11 protein-coding genes and 1 pseudogene are annotated in these 16,293 nt (G+C 66.2%); 5 read left to right on the top strand and 7 right to left on the bottom strand.

Annotation, left to right across the window (positions count from 1 at the left end):
• Nucleotides 1-82: 82 nt before the first annotated feature.
• A complete protein-coding gene (locus KZO24_RS08590) occupies nucleotides 83-1,156 on the top strand; it encodes a helix-turn-helix transcriptional regulator (RefSeq protein WP_486487125.1) in 1,074 nt (357 codons plus the stop codon).
• 107 nt (nucleotides 1,157-1,263) lie between these two features.
• Nucleotides 1,264-2,442: a tetratricopeptide repeat protein gene (locus KZO24_RS08585; RefSeq protein ID WP_486487124.1), complete on the top strand. Its 1,179-nt coding sequence runs from the start codon at nucleotides 1,264-1,266 to the stop codon at nucleotides 2,440-2,442.
• Nucleotides 2,443-2,494: 52 nt separating this feature from the next.
• Here KZO24_RS08585 and KZO24_RS08580 read toward each other — a convergent pair whose 3' ends face one another.
• From KZO24_RS08580 to KZO24_RS08555, 6 genes and pseudogenes are all read right to left on the bottom strand, one after another.
• The gene (locus KZO24_RS08580; protein ID WP_271181579.1) at nucleotides 2,495-3,871 is read right to left on the bottom strand and encodes an efflux transporter outer membrane subunit; all 1,377 of its coding nucleotides are present in this window, start codon (nucleotides 3,869-3,871) and stop codon (nucleotides 2,495-2,497) included.
• A 5-nt stretch (nucleotides 3,872-3,876) separates the two neighbouring features.
• Entirely contained in the window at nucleotides 3,877-5,826 is a 1,950-nt protein-coding gene (locus KZO24_RS08575) for a MacB family efflux pump subunit (RefSeq protein ID WP_271181578.1), read from the bottom strand.
• Between the two features lie 8 nt (nucleotides 5,827-5,834).
• A complete protein-coding gene (locus KZO24_RS08570; protein ID WP_008829565.1) occupies nucleotides 5,835-7,037 on the bottom strand; it encodes an efflux RND transporter periplasmic adaptor subunit in 1,203 nt (400 codons plus the stop codon).
• Between the two features lie 101 nt (nucleotides 7,038-7,138).
• Nucleotides 7,139-7,993 carry an SMP-30/gluconolactonase/LRE family protein gene (locus KZO24_RS08565; RefSeq protein WP_271181577.1) on the bottom strand — a complete coding sequence of 285 codons (855 nt, stop codon included), beginning with the start codon at nucleotides 7,991-7,993 and terminating at the stop codon, nucleotides 7,139-7,141.
• 151 nt (nucleotides 7,994-8,144) lie between these two features.
• Entirely contained in the window at nucleotides 8,145-9,941 is a 1,797-nt protein-coding gene (locus KZO24_RS08560) for an IlvD/Edd family dehydratase (RefSeq protein WP_271181576.1), read from the bottom strand.
• Between the two features lie 21 nt (nucleotides 9,942-9,962).
• Nucleotides 9,963-11,116 (bottom strand): annotated as a pseudogene (locus KZO24_RS08555) (aldose epimerase family protein).
• Nucleotides 11,117-11,272: 156 nt separating this feature from the next.
• On the opposite strand from KZO24_RS08555, the gene KZO24_RS08550 reads away from it, so the two are divergent.
• Nucleotides 11,273-12,586, top strand: a complete 1,314-nt coding sequence (locus KZO24_RS08550; protein ID WP_271181574.1) for a sugar MFS transporter — start codon at nucleotides 11,273-11,275, stop codon at nucleotides 12,584-12,586.
• 253 nt (nucleotides 12,587-12,839) lie between these two features.
• On the opposite strand, the gene KZO24_RS08545 is transcribed toward KZO24_RS08550, so the two are convergent.
• Nucleotides 12,840-13,595 (bottom strand): FadR/GntR family transcriptional regulator, encoded by a 756-nt coding sequence (locus tag KZO24_RS08545; RefSeq protein ID WP_271181573.1) that lies wholly within the window; start codon nucleotides 13,593-13,595, stop codon nucleotides 12,840-12,842.
• Nucleotides 13,596-13,706: 111 nt separating this feature from the next.
• Between KZO24_RS08545 and KZO24_RS08540 the strand changes: the two genes are divergently transcribed.
• Both KZO24_RS08540 and araD1 read left to right on the top strand, forming a co-directional pair.
• Complete coding sequence (locus tag KZO24_RS08540; protein WP_271181572.1) at nucleotides 13,707-15,236, top strand: aldehyde dehydrogenase (NADP(+)); 1,530 nt, start codon at nucleotides 13,707-13,709, stop codon at nucleotides 15,234-15,236.
• A 61-nt stretch (nucleotides 15,237-15,297) separates the two neighbouring features.
• Nucleotides 15,298-16,293, top strand: coding sequence for an AraD1 family protein (gene araD1 / locus KZO24_RS08535; protein WP_271181571.1), 996 nt, complete (start codon nucleotides 15,298-15,300; stop codon nucleotides 16,291-16,293).

Genomic DNA, 16,293 nt, shown 5'->3' with positions numbered 1-16,293 from the left:
AACAGGTGGGGCGGGTCGAGGCTCGACAATTCCCGTACAAGCGGCAAACTGGAGGTATCGTCCCGGGTTAACAGGGTAGGGCATGGCGTTCGATATCGGGGAAATTTACGACGCAGCCTTTGATCGTACGCGCTTTCCCGGACTGATCGAGCGGCTTGGCGTCGCAATGGGGGCGCAGGCAGGTTTTATCGGCTGGAGCGATCCGGACCGGCAGGTCGGGTTTCAGTTCCAGTACGGCAACGATCCGGTCTGGTTGAACCGCTATGTCGAGACTTATGCGGCGCAGGACGTATTGTTGCCGCACCTTCATGCCATTCCGGAAGGCGAATGCCAGCCGGCCTGGGACTTGCTGCAGATGCCTGAAGTGCGCGATAGCGCGTTCTATCGCGAATATCTCGCTCCGCAGGGCATCGTCGACAACCTGGCTGTGAACCTTATCAAGCGGCCAGGCATCGTTGCCAGCCTTGCGCTGCTGCGCCGCATGCCGTCAGAGCGTTACACTAGAGCGGAATGCGCGAAGCTTGCGGTGCTGGTGCCGCACTTGCGGCGCGCCATCTATATCCAGAGCCATCTCGTGCGTGCACAGGAACATGCTGCGGCCGATCGTGCCTTTGCAGGAAGTGCGGGGAGTTCCGTCATGCTGCTGAGCGCTGAACACGTTCTGCTTGAGGCGGCCCCGGCGCTCGTACCCCTGCTGCGCCTGCGCATCGGAGAGCCGGTGGGCGAGGGCGTCCTGGGCAGCGCCATCGCGCGGACGATCAAGCACGAGGAGCCGGTCGCGGCGGAAGTCGTACTCGGGGACGACGTATCCACGGTTCGTGTGCTGCTCGAAGCGCGGCGGCTCGACACGACTCGCTTCGGCGATCTTGCGGATGGGCCTGCGGCGACGTTCGCGGTGCATGTGACCCGCGTGGATTTGCCCCGCGCCATCGCTTTCGATGCGATCGGTAGTCTTTACGGACTGACTGCCACGGAATTGCGGGTGCTGAAGGATGCTGTCGATACTGGCGACATCACCGCGATCGGCGATCGACAGGGTATGGCGCGCGCGACCGCGCGCACGCATCTCCATCGAATTTACGAAAAGACGGCAACACGTAGTTTCGCCGGACTTTCCAGTCTGGTGCATCGTTTCGGGACGATTTCTCCGGTCTGAAAAGATGCCGGGCCTAAACAGATGGTGGATGCGGTGTTCGGGATTTGGAGCCTAAACATTTGGTGGAGGGCATCAGGGGGTGCCCCGAAAGCGAAATGGTGGGTTCCATGATGAACGTGCCGTCGATGCGAACCGGTTCAGGTGGGGGCACCAGGGCAGGTGTCGCAAACAATACAGCGTCGCCGGGGAATTTGCCTCCGCGCGAATCTTCCGATGACATGCCGGTATCCGCACTGCGTCCTTTTGCGGCTTTCGAGGGCGTGCTGATGGCGGCGGCGTTGCTTGCCGCGGCAGGCATGTTCATGGCCGCTGCGAGCAATACGTACACGATAACCGGAAGTGCCTCGGCGGCGACGGGCGTTCCTTCGGAATTGCCGTCCGACCCGACCATCGGCGGACGGTTGCTGGTGGCGCAGGATCTTGTCGCTGATCGGGAGACAGCCGGGCTGGAACGGGCCATCGGGCTGCTCGAAGGGGTGACGGCGCAGGCTCCTGGCTTCGCGCCGGGTCATGCAGGTCTTGCCGAAGCGCTGATCCTCTCGCGCGAGTTTGGGGGAAGGGCGGATGCGGATGCCTTCAGGCAGGCGCGGGAAGCTGCTGCGGCGGCGGTGCGCTTGGATCCGGACCTAGCCTCCGGGCATCGCCTGCTTGGATTTATCGCCTATTGGCGGGATCGCGATTTCGCGCTGGCGCAGAAACGTTTTGCGCGGGCGCTTGCCCTCGATCCGAACGATGTGCTGTCGCATTTCTGGTACGGTAATATTCTCAGTGACCATGGCGACCATGGTCCGGCGCTGGCGCAACTGGAGCGCGCGGCAATGCTGGAGCCGGACTCGATTGCAATCCGCACTGATCTTGCCTGGGCGCGGTGGTCGGCAGGACAGGATGCGATCGCCACCGCGACGCTGAAGGAGATCGCTGCAAGCCATCCTGAATTTCCGGTTGCCCAGGATTGTCTGGCAGTGATTGCCCTCGTCGATGGAGACGGTGTCGGCTACGTGCGTCACTTTACCCGGTTCGCGCAAGTACGGGCCGATGATCGACTGCTCACCAAAGCAGCGGAACTGGTCCGTGCAAGGCAGGGGCGGCTGCTGGATGTAGTCTACAAGCAGGCACTGGCCGACGTAGCCAACGGGTCGCGCAGCCGGGCATGGCCGGTGCTCGTCGCATCTTTGCAACGCGAACGAGCTTCGGTTGTCGATCTCCTGCAAGCGGCCGATCGGGCGGAAGAGGCGTGGGGCGACGCCGCGCTGATCCCGCGGATTCTGCGCCGTGTGGAAGGATGATCCGGAAATTGCAGCGATGATAGACCGGCGGGTGGGCGTAAAGGCGCTGCGCCTAGCTTCCCGCTGAGGGAATCTGACCGCCGAGAGCCTGGTAGACCTGCACTTGGGCGACAAGCCGGTTGTAGCGGTTTTGGATGAGGCCGCTGCGCGCACTGCGGGCACGTTCCTGCGCGTCGAGCCAATCGCGCAGGGGAATAAGTCCGGCGCGGTACTGGCGTTCATATAGCGCCTCTGCATCGACGGCGGCTTCGTAGTTCTGCGCTGTGAACTGAGCCTGCCGGATGTACTGGTCGCGTGCCGAGAGTGAGACCTGCGTGTCGCGCAGGGCATCGTAGAACGTCTGGCGGAAGTCCTGCACGGCGATGTCGTAGTCGGCCCGCGCGACGCCGGTGGCGAGGCGCACCTTGGCCGGGTTCAACTCCGCCAGCGACAGCGCGCCGCCGAAGCTCGCGACCGGGTTGGTGAAGAACTTGAGCAGCGAGGAACTGGCCGTGCCGAGCGCGCCGGTCAGGCTGAAGCTGGGGTAGTAGCTCGCCACCGTGGCGTCGCTCGTTGCGAGCGTGAAGCGCAGGCGCAGTTCGGCTGCGGCAAGGTCTGGGCGGTTGGCGAGCAGCGAGGCCGGGACGCCCGCCGCGATGGCGGGCAGGTCGGCCTGAGGCAGCGCCTGCGGTTCCTGCCCTTCGTAATCCTGCCGGGCGAGCAGCGCGGCGATGGTCTTGAGCGCTTCGACGCGGGCCTGCACCAGCTGCGTTTGCGCGGACTCCTGCGACGCGACGGTCTGCTGCGCGTCGCGCAGTTCGAGGCGGGAGACGGCGCCCGCATCGTATTGTCGCTGCACCAGTTCCAGCGCCCGGCGTACATAGGCAAGGCTTTGTTCGCCCAGCGCGATCTGTTCGTTTGCATAGGCAAGCTGCCACCATGCCTGAACCGTGGTGCTGACGAGTGCGAGGCGGGTTTCGGCAAGGTCCTGCGCGGTGGCTTGCGCTTCCCAGCGGGCGGCGTCGGCCTGGGCATCGAGGCGGCCGAACAGGTCGATCTCCCAGGAGACGCCAAGCGTGGCGGAACTGCTCTTGTTCCATGCCGACCCGCCTTCCAGCGCCTTGGATGCGTCGGATGAGGCGCTGGCGGAGAGGCTGGGCAACAATGCCTGCCGTGCGAGGTCCGACGACAGCTTCGCGCGCTTGAGGCGTAGCCCGGCGGCGGCGAGGTCGGCATTGTCGGCAAGGACCCGGTCGACGAGTGTGGTCAGCGCGACATCGTCGAACTCGTTCCACCACGGTGCGCCGACCTTCTGCGGCGCGCCCAGTACACCCGCATCCCAGTTCGCGGCGACCGGCACGGCGGGCGCGGCATAGTGTGAACGGACCACGCTGCCGCAGCCTGCGGTCAGCGGCAGCAGGGCCAGCGCGGCAAGGAGGTGAGGGCGCATCGTCGTCAGTCTCTCGAAAGGGCGTCGACCGGATCGAGCCGGGCCGCACGGCGCGCGGGCAGGAAGCCGAACACGACGCCGATGAGGGTGGAACAGGCGAAGGCGGCGACGATCGAGGTAGTCGAATAGGCCATCGCGAAGTCGGAGGCGAAGTAGGAGAACACCACGCCCAGCGCCAGCGACAGGCCGACGCCGATGACGCCGCCGATCAGGCAGACGAGGATCGCCTCGATCAAGAATTGCTGGAGGATGTCGGACTGGCGCGCGCCCACCGCCATGCGCACGCCGATCTCGGCGGTGCGTTCGGTGACCGAGACCAGCATGATGTTCATCACCCCGATGCCGCCGACGACCAGCGAGATGACCGCGATCGCGGCGACGAGAAGGGTCATCGTCTGCGTGGCGCTGGTGATCGTGGCGCGGATGTCGTCGGAGTTGCTGATGAAGAAATCGACGGTGCCGTGCCGCTGGGTCAGCAGCTGCGTCACGGCGTCCTGCGCCGCCGAGGTCGAGACGTTGTCGCTGATGCGCACGGTGATGCTGGAGACGTAGCTCTGGCCCAGCATCCGGCTCATCGCGGTGGTGTAGGGGACATAGGCGGTCAGGCTGTCGCTGCCGCCGAAGCCCTGCTGCTGGGTGCCGACGATCCCGACGATGCGGACGGGCACCTTGCCGAGCAGCACGACTTTGCCGAGCGGGTCCTCGCCATCGGGGAACAGGGTCTTCTGGGTGTTCTCGTCGATCACCGCGTCCTGCGCCAGTTCGCGCACTGCCTGCGTATCGAACAGGCTCCCGGAATTGAGCGTCAGGCCGCGCACGCGGAAGTAGTCGGCGCCGACGCCGCTGACCTGTGCGGTCGCCGCGACGTTGCGGTATCGTGCGGTCACGCTGGTGGAGACGCTGGGCGTCACGCTGTCGATGTAGGAGAGCTGGCCGAGCGCCTCGGCGTCGCTGTCCTTGAGCGTCTGGATCTTGCCCGATCGCATGTCGCCGAAGCTCTTGCCCGGATAGACGGTGAGCGTGCTGGTCCCGAGCCCCGATATGTCGGAGAGGATCTTGGCCTGCGAGCCGTTGCCCAGCGCCACCACCGAGACCACCGAGGCGATGCCGATGATGATGCCCAGCATCGTCAGGAAGGTGCGCAGCTTGTGCGCCGACATGGCGAGCACGGCCATGTGGAACGCCTCGCGGAAACGGTCGGCCAGTTGGCCGAAGCCGCTGGCGCCGGTCGGCGGTGGGGCGAGGGCGGGCGCGGTCTTGGGTTCGGAGGTGCGGCGATCGTCGATGATTGCGCCGTCGCGGATCTCGATGATGCGCTCGGCGTGCTCCGCGACGTGCATGTCGTGCGTGACGATGATGACCGTGTGGCCTTCGGCGTGAAGTTCGCCGAGGATCGCCATGACTTCGACGCCGCTGGCGGAATCGAGCGCGCCGGTGGGTTCGTCGGCGAAGATCACCTCGCCTCCGTTCATCAGCGCGCGCGCGATCGAGACGCGCTGCTGCTGGCCGCCCGAAAGCTGGCCCGGCCGGTGCCCGGTCCGCTCGCCGAGGCCGAGACGGGACAGGATCTGTGCTGCGCGCGACGCGCGTTCGCCGCGCGGCTTGCCCGCGTAGATCGCCGGAACCTCGACGTTGCCGAGCGCCGAGAGGTCGGTCAGCAGGTGATAGCGCTGGAAGATGAAGCCGAAGTGCTCGCGGCGCAGCGCGGCCAGTTCGTCGGGCTCCAGTTCTGCGGTGTCCCGGCCGTTGACCCGGTACGATCCCGAGGTCGCCCGGTCGAGGCAGCCCAGGATGTTCATCAGGGTGGACTTGCCCGAACCGGACTGGCCGACGATCGCGACCATCTCGCCGGCCTCGATGGTCAGGTCGATGTCCTTGAGCGCCGCGAAGACGCCGTCACCCGAAGGATACTCGCGCCGGACGTGCGAGAGCGAGAGGAGCGGGGCGGGTTCCATCACCCGCCTCAGAAGCCCGGCGGCCCCATGCGGCGGCGACCGCTCGTTCCGCTATCGGCCTTGGCCTCGCCGATGACGACGTTCTCGCCTTCCTTGAGGCCTGACAGGACCTCGACGTTGACGTTGTTGTTGAGGCCGATCCTGACCTTGCGGCTCTCGATTGTCCCGTCTTCTGTCTTCACGCGGACGGCATAGGTGCCATCCTTGCCCTTCGCGCCGAGCGCGGTGGCCGGGATCGTCAGCGCATTGGCGCGGCGGTCGAGGACGATGGTGACCTTGGCGGTCATCAGCGCGCGCAGGCGGTTGTCCTCGTTGGGCACCTCGAACAGTGCGTTGTAGTAGATCGCGGTGCTGGACGACGAACTGCTCGACGAGGAACTGCTGGAACTGGAGCTGACTTCATCGACTATCGATTCCGGCGCCGGTTCGATCATGCGCAGCTTGGCTTCGTAGCGCTTGTCGGGATCGCCGAGGATGGTGAAGTAGACCGGCAGGTCGGGCTTCACGTTGATGACGTCGGCTTCGGAGACCTCGGCCTTGATCGTCATCACGTCCAGCTTGGCGAGGATCACGATCGTCGGTGCCGACTGGTTGGCGTTGACGGTCTGGCCCTGCTTGGTGACGACGGCGACGACGACGCCGTCCATCGGCGCGGTGATCTTGGTGTACCCCAGCTGCACTTCGGCGGTGTTGACGCTGACGCTGGCGGCGCGGATCTGCGCTTGCAGGGCGTCGTAGCTGGCCTGGGCGGACTGCAGTTCCTGCCGTGCCGTCTCGAAGTCCTGCTGCGATGTCGCCTCGCCGGCGCCAAGCATCTTCTGGCGGTTGAAGGCAAGCTGCGTGCGCGCCAGCGTGGCCTTTGCCGATGCGGCCTGCGCCTGCATGTTGGCAAGGTCGGCGCGGGCGGTCTCCAGGCTGTTGGTCTGGGTGCGCGGGTCGATCAGGCCGATGAGGTCGCCCTTGTGGACCACGTCGCCGATCTCGAAGTTCAGTTCGTCGAGACGGCCGGACACCTGCGCGCCGACGCTGACGAGTTCCTTCGGCTCCAGCGTGCCCGTCGCCTCGACGGTGCGTTCGAGCGCCCCGCGCGCGACCTTCACGGTCGCGACGTCAGGCTCGGCCGGAGCGGCGAGGAACAGCTTCCAGACGAGAAGGAGAACGCACGCGCCGAGTACGACGCCGCCGATCACGATGCGACGAGTGGTGAACATGCTGCTTCGTATGGCCGCTGGAAGGCAGCTTGTAAGCAGGGATTTTGGTAGCAATGTGTAACGGTTGCGCCAATCCCTGCGACAAAGAGCAGCCTTGGGGATCAGCCCTGATAGATGCCGGAGGGAAGACCCGTAACGCCCGCATCGACCTCGTAGAGCGCGCCGTCGAATTCCGATTCCGGCAGGCCCGTTGCCGCAGAAGTCACGAACATGCGGTCGAGGTTCTCCCCGGCAAAGGCGATGTTGGTGATGCGCCTGGCGGGCAGCTCGATCGAGCGGTCGCGGGTGCCGTCCGGGGCGAAGCGGCTGATGCGGCCGCCGTCCCAGTGGGCGACCCAGAGGAACCCTTCCGCATCGGTGGTCATGCCGTCGGGATAGCCGTCGTCCTCGGAGAAGCGGATGAATTCCTGCCGATCACGGGCGCCGGTTTTGTCGAGGGCTAAGCGGTAGATGGTACGGCGGCCGGAATCGGTGTGGTAGAGCCAGTTCCCGCACGGCGAGAACGCCGGACCGTTGGTCACGGTGTAGCCGGTGTCGACGACCTGCCATTCGCCCTGCGGCGAGAGGCGGTAGAACGAGCCGGAGACTTCCTCCTCGGCCATGTCCATGGTGCCGCACCAGATGGCGCCGTGGCGGTCGGCCTTGCCGTCATTCATGCGGTTGCCGGGCAGGTGCGGTTCGGGATCGGAGCGCTCGCCGATGGTCAGCGGATCGAGGGTGATCGCGGCGACGCCGTCGCGGAAACCGCCGAGGAAACCGCCCGAGGCGCGCGGAGCCACCCAGCCGAGCGGCGCGGGCATGTCCCAGCGTTCGATGGCGCCGGTGGCCAGCGTTAGCCGGTTGAGGGCGGGGGCAAGGATATCGACCCAGTAGAACGCGCGGTCCCGCTCGCACCACAACGCGCCTTCGCCTAGGGTGTCGCGCGTGTCGCGCTCGATCTTGCGCCAGAGGGTCATCGTTCTCTCTCCCATGTCGAGGCCGCTGATCTGTCGGCCCATAAAAACCTCGTCATCCCCGCGAAAGCGGGGACCCATCTGACGTCGGTGCAACAGGCACTTCCAAGAGATGGGTCCCCGCCTTCGCGGGAATGACGAGGTTTATGCTGGATCAGTGGTTGTCGCGCGGCAGGCCCATGGTCTGGGCGATGCGCTGGTACTTTTCCGCACCCTCGAGGATCGCGCCGGTATCCATCTGGCCCACGAGGGCGCGCTGGATTTCCTGCCACGGCGTCTGCGAGGCGGGGTACTGGTAGCCGCCGGCGGCTTCCAGTTCGGCACGGCGCGTTGCCATCTCCTCGTCGGAGATCAGCACGTCCACCTTGCCCGCCTTGAGGTCCATGCGCACCCGGTCGCCGGTCTTCAGCAGCGCCAGACCGCCCATCGCCGCCGCTTCCGGAGAGGCGTTGAGGATCGAGGGGCTGCCCGAAGTGCCCGACTGGCGGCCGTCACCGATGCAGGGCAGGGCGCTGACGCCCTCGGTGATGAGGTAGGCGGGCGGGCGCATGTTCACGACTTCGGCCGCGCCGGGGTAGCCGATGGGCCCGGCGCCGCGCATGAACATCAGCGTCTCGGGGGTGATGCCGACCGAGGGATCGTCGATGCGGTGGTGATAGTCCTCGGGACCGTCGAACACCACGGCGGGGCCTTCGAAGGCGTCCGGGTCGGCGGGGTTCGAGAGGTAGCGGTCGCGGAATTCCTTGGAGATCACGCTGGTCTTCATGATCGCGGCGTCGAACAGGTTGCCCGACAGGACGAGGAAGCCCGCCTCCTCGACCAGAGGCTGGTCGAAGGTCTTGATGACCTTGTCGTCCTCGATCGTGGCGTCGCGGCAGTTGTCGCCGATGGTCTTGCCGTTGACGGTGAGGGCGCTCTCCTGGATCAGTCCCTGGCCGATCAGCTGCGCGACGACGGCGGGGACGCCGCCCGCGTGGTAGTAGTCCTCGCCGAGGTACTCACCGGCGGGCTGCAGGTTCACCAGCAGCGGAATCTTGTGGCCGAGGCGCTCCCAGTCCTTGAGCGGCAGGTCCACGCCGACGTGGCGGGCCAGCGCGGCAAGGTGGATCGGCGCGTTGGTCGAACCGCCGATCGCGGCATTGACGACGATCGCGTTGTGGAAGGCGTCGAGCGTCAGGATGTCGGAGGGCTTTAGGTCCTCCCGCACCATGTCCACGATGCGCTTGCCGGTGTGGTAGGCACATTCCTGGCGGTCGCGGTAAGGCGCGGGGATCGCCGCCGAACCGGGCAGCATCATGCCCAGCGCCTCGGCCAGCGAGTTCATCGTCGTCGCCGTGCCCATGGTGTTGCAGTAGCCGGTCGAGGGTGCCGAAGACGCGACGAGCTTGATGAAGCCGTCCGCGTCCAGTTCGCCCGCCGCCATCATCTGGCGGCCCTTCCACACGATCGTGCCCGAACCGGTGCGCTCGCCCTTGTGCCAGCCGTTGAGCATCGGGCCGACCGACAGCGCGATGGCGGGGATGTTGACGGTGGCTGCAGCCATGAGCATCGCCGGGGTCGTCTTGTCGCAGCCGGTGGTCAGCACCACGCCGTCGAGCGGGTAGCCGTAGAGCGCCTCGACGAGGCCGAGGTACGACAGGTTGCGGTCGAGCCCGGCGGTGGGGCGCTTGCCGGTTTCCTGGATCGGGTGGACCGGGAATTCCAGCGCGATGCCGCCCATCTCGCGAATGCCTTCGCGGATGCGCTCGGCCAGCACGAGGTGATGGCGGTTGCACGGGCTAAGGTCGCTGCCCGACTGGGCTATGCCGATGATCGGCTTGCCCGAACGCAGTTCCTCAAGGCTGAGGCCGAAGTTCAGGTATCGCTCCAGATAGAGCGAGGTCATGTCGATGTTGTCGGGATTGTCGAACCAGGCGCGCGAGCGCAGCTTGGGAGCAGGGGTTTCGGTCATGGTTGTTTTCTTTGGTCCGGTTCAGCGCGGAGAAGTGGTGACGCGGTAGATCATGACGTGCCGGTACGGCTTGCCGGGATCGACGCGGGTGCTCGGGAAGTTGGCGTGGTTGGGGCTGTCGGGGAACTTCTGCGGTTCCAGCGCGATGCCGTCGCCCATGCGGTAGAGGTGGCCCTGCTTGCCGATGAAGGTGCCGTCGAGGAAATTGCCGGAGTAGAACTGGACGCCGGGCTCGGTCGTCAGCAGTTCCAGCACGCGGCCCGAGACCGGGTCTTCGAGGCGGGCGGCGAGTTCGGGGGTCTTGGTCTGGCCCTTATCTAGCGCGAAGTTGTGATCGAAGCCGCGGCCGTAGACGATCTGCTGGTCGTTGCCGTCGCGCAGGCCCACGGCGACCGGCTTGCCCTTGCGGAAGTCGAACGGGGTGCCCTCGACGGGGCGCAGTTCGCCGGTCGGGATCAGCTTTTCGTTGACGGGAGTGTACTTGCTCGCCGGGAGGGTGAGCACGTTGGTCATCGCGTCGCGCTCGGAGCCTTCGCCCGCCATGTTGAAGATGGCGTGGTTGGTCATGTTGAGCACGGTCGGCTTGTCGGTCGTCGCGTCGAAGACGATCTGCAGGTTGCCGGATCTCGTCGAGCGAATACGTCACCTTGGCCTTCACGGTACCGGGATAGCCGGAATCGCCGTCCGGGCTGACGAGCGAGAACACTGTGGTCGCCACCTTGCCCGACTTCACCGATTCTGAGCTTCCAGTTCTGCACGTCGAAGCCCTTGCCGCCGCCGTGGAGTGACTGGCCATGATCGTTGCCGGGCAGCTGGTAGGTCTTGCCGTCAAGCGTGAACTTGCCGTCGGCGATGCGGTTGCCGTAGCGGCCGATGGTGGCGCCCCAGAAGTTCGGGCGCGTATCGAAGTCGGAGAGCTTGTCGTAGGCGACGAGGACGTCGGCGGTCTTGCCGTCGCGGTCCGGCGCGTTCAGCTTCCACAGCGTCGCGCCGAAGGTCAGGATAGTGGCCGAAACGCCGTTGCCTGCCGTCAGAGTCACCGCGGTGACCTCGCTGCCGTTCGACAGCTTGCCCGCGCTCGCCTGCGTCGCTTCGGTGGCCAGCGCGGCATTGGCGCTAAATGCCAGTGCCAGAACGGACGCTGCCGTCGTGATGGCCTTGACCGGATTCCTCATTCCCTTAGCTCCCGCATTTCGGTGAGATTTCGATTCTTGTACGAAGACGCGCCCCATTGACGACGCCGCTTCGCGCATATAGTCCGACAAATAGAAAGAGCGCAAGCCGGTTCACGGTACAAGTGGTCGTCCGGCGTCGCTATCGAGAGGAATGTCATGCCCCCAGTGGTCTCATCCACCGACGCCCCGGTGCTGCACGCCCAGCCCGCCGGCGTGCGCTACGGTCCCGCGCTTACGCTGCTCGCCAGCCTGTTCTTCATGTGGGGCTTCATCACCGTCATCAACAATACGCTGCTGCCGCACCTGCGCAGCGTATTCGAGCTGAGCTACACCCAGACGACACTGATCGAATCGGTATGGTTCATCGCCTACTTCGTGGCCTCGATCCCGTCAGCCAAGCTGATCGAGCGGATCGGCTATCAGAAGTCGCTCGTCGCGGGCCTGCTCATCATGGCTGCAGGCGCATGCGGCATGATGCTGGCAGCCAGCATCCCGTCCTACGGCGTCACGCTCGTCATGCTGTTCGTCATCGCCAGCGGCATCACGCTGCTGCAGGTGGCCGCGAACCCCTACGTCGCCGTCGTCGGCAAGCCCGAGACCGCGTCCTCGCGCCTCAATCTGGTGCAGGCGCTGAACTCGATGGGCACGATGCTGGCGCCGCTCTTCGGGGCCTACCTGATCCTCGGCCGCTCCAAGGGCGGCACGGCCACCGCCGGGACCGTCCTGACCGAAGCCGAACGCATGGCGGACGCCCACTCGGTGATCCTGCCTTACGCGCTCGTCGCCGTGGTGCTGGTGATCCTCGCGGTCATCATCGCCAAGTTCCCGCTGCCCGCGATGGGCTCGGCCGGTTCGCGCGTCGCCAAGGAACAGCGCAAGCACCTCTCGCTCTGGAACCACCGCAACCTGGTGTTCGGCATTCCGGCGATCTTCATCTACCTGATTGCGGAAATCGGCGTCGCCAACCTCTTCGTGAACTTCGTCAGCCAGCCCGACATCGCCAACCTGACGCACGAGCAGGCGGGCAAGTACCTGAGCTTCCTGTGGGGCGGCATGATGGTCGGCCGCTTCGCCGGCTCCGCCGTGATGCAGCGCTTCGATGCCGGCAAGGTGCTGGCGTTCTTCTCTGTCGGCGCCTTCGCGGTGATGATGGTGACGGTGTTCGCCCATGGCGAAGTGGCGATGTGGTCGCTGATCCTCGTCGGCCTGTTCCACTCGATCATGTTCCCGACCATCTTCACCCTCGGCATCAAGGGCCTCGGCCCGCTGACCGAGGAAGGCTCCGGCCTGCTCGTCATGGCGATCGCAGGCGGCGCTCTGGTCGTGGTGCAGGGCTGGCTGGCCGACAACTACGGGCTGCAGACCTCGTTCCTGCTGACGGCGGCTTGCGAACTCTACGTGCTGTTCTACGCGCTGTGGGGCAGCAAGGTCACCAACGCGGTGCCGCCGCCGGAAGCGACTTTCGAATAAGCGCGCGGCAGATAGGAAATGAGCCCCGGCGAGAGATCGTCGGGGCTTTTTTGTTTAGAAGGGAAGAGAAGGGCAGGGGTTTACCACCCCTGCACCCCGTGGACTTGGCGGCGTGATGCGCGCAGCAGTCTCGGTGCTCTATTGCGCCGCAGGCTATTCAGTCTCCCGGCTCGCCGTTGTGCCTGAGGAGGCGGCGCGCGTGCCCTCGACGATTACGGGGTGCAGGGGTGGTAAACCCCTGCTTTTCCCCTGTTCAATCTTCCATCGAGCTACGCGTATCTTCCAGAGCCAGATCCACCAGCACGTTCATCGCCTCCGCAGCGGCAGCCGCATCCCCTGCGGCGATCGCGTCGTAGACCTTGACGTGATCCGGGATCGGATTGCGCGGCAGGGCGCGAGCGCGTTGCTTGAACTGCGTGGTCCAGTTCACCGCCGCGCCGATTGAGGCGCTGAGCGTGAGGAGCGCGTCGTTGCGTGTCGCCTGGAGGATCGCCTTGTGAAAATCGCGGTCAGCGGCGCGTCCGGCCTCGGTGGTGAGGGTGTGGCGGCGCATGGCGGCGAGGGCGTCCTTCATCGCCTTGAGGTCCGCCTTGTCGCGGCGCTGGGCGGCGAGGCGGGCGGCGGCGGGTTCGACGATGGCGCGCAGTTCGAACAGGCTCCGGACGAATTCGATGTCGGGCTCGCCCGCGAAGGCCCAGCCGAGCACTTCGGGGTCGAGCAGGTTCCAGCGATCACGCGGGAGGACGCGGGTGCCGGCCTTGGGGCGGCTCGCGACGAGGCCCTTGGCGGTCAGCACCTGGATCGCCTCCCGATAGGCGCTGCGTGAAACCTGCAGTTCCTCGGCGAAGGCGACTTCGCCCGACAGAATGTCGCCGGGAGCATATTTGCCTGACAAGATGGCAGTACCGAGCTTGTGTGCAATGGCTCCGTGCAGTCTGCGGCCGGGGCCTCGGGCTTCTTCGCCCTGTTTGGTGTTTTCGTCGGCGGTCGTCAAATCGGCATCTGGCACAGGTAAGGGCTCCTCCGGGAGCGAAACTAACAGCGGTTTGCGCGAGAAGGAACGACAAACATTGCGTTTCGCTCGCACAGGAAATATGTCGGAGTAAATAGGGAGTGCCCAATGACTGAATTTCGTTCCATCGTCGCTGCTACCGGTGAGCCTCAGGGTGAGCCGCTCGCCATCAGCACCACCGCCGATGTGGCCGCTGCCTGCGCTGCCGCGGCTGCTGCGTTCGATACCTATCGCGCGACCGATCGCGAGACGCGCGCTGCGTTCCTCGAGCGAATCGCCGACGAGATCATGGCGATCGGCGAGCCGCTGATCGAAGCCTACATCGCCGAGAGTGGCCTGCCGCGCGGGCGCGGTGAGGGCGAGCGTGGCCGTACCTGCGGCCAGCTGCGCCTGTTCGCCGACGTCGTGCGCAAGGGCCAGTGGCAGCAGCTTCGTATCGATCCCGCGCTGCCCGACCGCGCGCCGCTGCCGCGTCCGGACCTGCGCCTGCGCATGATCCCGGTCGGTCCGGTCGCAGTGTTCGGCGCCTCGAACTTCCCGCTCGCGTTCTCGACGGCGGGTGGTGACACCGCTTCGGCGCTGGCGGCGGGCTGCCCGGTCGTCGTCAAGGGCCACCCGGCGCACCCGGTCACCGGCGCGCTGATCGCTGCCGCCATCACCAAGGCGGTGAAGGATGCGGGTCTGCCCGAGGGCGTGTTCCAGCACCTCGTCGGTCCCTCGAACGAACTGGGCGCGGCGCTCGTGCAGCACCCGGCGATCATGGCGGTCGGCTTCACCGGTTCGCGTGGCGGCGGTCTTGCTCTCGCCAAGGTGGCGCAGGCGCGCGAAGTGCCGATCCCGGTCTATGCCGAAATGTCGAGCATCAACCCCGTCCTGCTGCTTCCCGAGGCGCTTAAGGCGCGCGGCGAAGCGCTCGGCGCGGCTTTCGTCGGCTCGCTGACGATGGGTGCAGGCCAGTTCTGCACCAACCCCGGCCTGATCCTCGCCGTCGAGGGTGAGGGGCTGGACGCCTTCGTGACCGCCGCAACCACTGGCGTGTCGGAAGCCAAGCCGCAGACCATGCTGACCACCGGCATCGCCGCCGCGTACGCCAAGGGCGTCGCTGCGCTCGAAGCTCTTCCCGGCGTCGAAACGCTGGCCAAGGGCGAAGAGGGCAGCGTCACCACCGGCGGCGCGATCCTGTTCCAGACCTCGGCCGCGCAGTTCCTTGCGGACAAGGCGGCGGGCGACGAAGTGTTCGGCGCCTCCTCGATCGTCGTGCGCTGCAAGGACGAAGCCGAGTTGCTGACCGTGCTGGAAGGCCTTGAAGGCCAGCTGACCGCCACCCTGCACATGGACGGCGCTGACGAGGGCGCCGCCGCCCGCGTCCTGCCGGTGCTGGAGCGCAAGGTCGGCCGCATCCTCGTCAATGGCTGGCCCACCGGCGTCGAAGTGTGCCACGCGATGGTTCACGGTGGCCCGTTCCCCTCGACTTCCGACCCGCGCACCACGTCGGTCGGCAGCATGGCGATCGACCGCTACTTGCGTCCGGTCAGCTACCAGAACTTCGCGCAGGGCCTGCTTCCCGCTGAACTGCGTGACGATGCCTTCGGCGACGGCGCCCCGCGCCTGATCGACGGCACGCTGACCCTCAACTGATCTGATCCATCCATCCGGGCGGCGCGCTCTCAAGAAGCGCGCCGCCTTTGGGAGAGTACCCATGACTTATCTTCGCCTGCTCCAGCACCTGAGCGCCGAGGGCGTTCGTTCCGTCATTCTCGCCGACGGTGATGCCGCGCATTTCCTGCCGGGCGTCGCTTCGGTGCGTGAACTCGCGCTCGGCGCGATCGCTGCAGGCCAGACGCTTGCCGACGCCGCGAAGGATGCCGGGCAGGGCGAAGCTGTCGACATCGCCGCCGAGTTCGCGGCTGGCCGCCTGCTCGCGCCGATCGATCACGAGGACGGCGCACATCTGCTGCTCGCGGGCACCGGCCTGACTCACCTCGGTTCCGCCGAGGGCCGCGACAAGATGCACAAGGCGGCCGCTTCCGAGGAGAAGCCGACCGACTCCATGCGCATGTTCCTGGAAGGCCTCGAAGGCGGCAAGCCCGCGCCGGGCGAAGTCGGCCAGCAGCCGGAATGGTTCTACAAGGGCGACGGCTCGCAGCTCGTCGGCCCGACCGACGATCTCGAAATGCCCGCCTTCGCCAAGGACGGCGGCGAGGAGCCGGAACTGGCAGGCATCTACCTGATCGGCGAGGACGGCACGGCCTACCGCCTCGGCCTTGCGCTCGCCAACGAGTATTCGGATCACGTCACCGAGCGCCACAACTACCTGTGGCTGGCCCACTCGAAGCTGCGTCAGGCCGCGCTCGGCCCGGAGCTGCTGCTCGGCACGCCGCCCTCGCACATCGAGGGCACCAGCAAGGTCATCCGGGGTGGCGAGACGATCTGGGAAAAGCCCTTCCTCTCGGGCGAGGGTAACATGTCGCATACGTTCGCGAACCTTGAGCATCACCACTTCAAGTACGACCTGTTCCGCCGCGCGGGCGACGTGCATGTCCACTTTTTCGGCACCGCGACGCTTTCGTTCAGCGACGGCGTGCAGACGCAGGAAGGCGACGTGTTCGAGATTTCGGCCGCGCCCTTCACGCTGCCGGTCGCCAACAAGCTGGTCCGCGTTCCCGAACGCGCCTTTGCCGTGAAGGCGCTCTGA

The sequence above is a fragment of the Novosphingobium sp. NFX11 genome (genome assembly GCF_057376415.1).
The sequence above is the reverse complement of the archived record's forward strand: the minus strand, read 5'-3'. Positions and strand labels throughout refer to the sequence as shown.

What these genes read in the sequence shown, in the direction of transcription:
- KZO24_RS08570 (WP_008829565.1), bottom strand. Translation starts at nt 7,037, where the DNA reads ATGTTCACCACTCGTCGCATCGTGATCGGCGGCGTCGTACTCGGCGCG.
- KZO24_RS08565 (WP_271181577.1), bottom strand. Translation starts at nt 7,993, where the DNA reads ATGACCCTCTGGCGCAAGATCGAGCGCGACACGCGCGACACCCTAGGC.
- KZO24_RS08585 (WP_486487124.1), top strand. Translation starts at nt 1,264, where the DNA reads ATGATGAACGTGCCGTCGATGCGAACCGGTTCAGGTGGGGGCACCAGG.
- KZO24_RS08560 (WP_271181576.1), bottom strand. Translation starts at nt 9,941, where the DNA reads ATGACCGAAACCCCTGCTCCCAAGCTGCGCTCGCGCGCCTGGTTCGAC.
- araD1 (WP_271181571.1), top strand. Translation starts at nt 15,298, where the DNA reads ATGACTTATCTTCGCCTGCTCCAGCACCTGAGCGCCGAGGGCGTTCGT.
- KZO24_RS08550 (WP_271181574.1), top strand. Translation starts at nt 11,273, where the DNA reads ATGCCCCCAGTGGTCTCATCCACCGACGCCCCGGTGCTGCACGCCCAG.
- KZO24_RS08575 (WP_271181578.1), bottom strand. Translation starts at nt 5,826, where the DNA reads ATGGAACCCGCCCCGCTCCTCTCGCTCTCGCACGTCCGGCGCGAGTAT.
- KZO24_RS08580 (WP_271181579.1), bottom strand. Translation starts at nt 3,871, where the DNA reads ATGCGCCCTCACCTCCTTGCCGCGCTGGCCCTGCTGCCGCTGACCGCA.
- KZO24_RS08540 (WP_271181572.1), top strand. Translation starts at nt 13,707, where the DNA reads ATGACTGAATTTCGTTCCATCGTCGCTGCTACCGGTGAGCCTCAGGGT.
- KZO24_RS08590 (WP_486487125.1), top strand. Translation starts at nt 83, where the DNA reads ATGGCGTTCGATATCGGGGAAATTTACGACGCAGCCTTTGATCGTACG.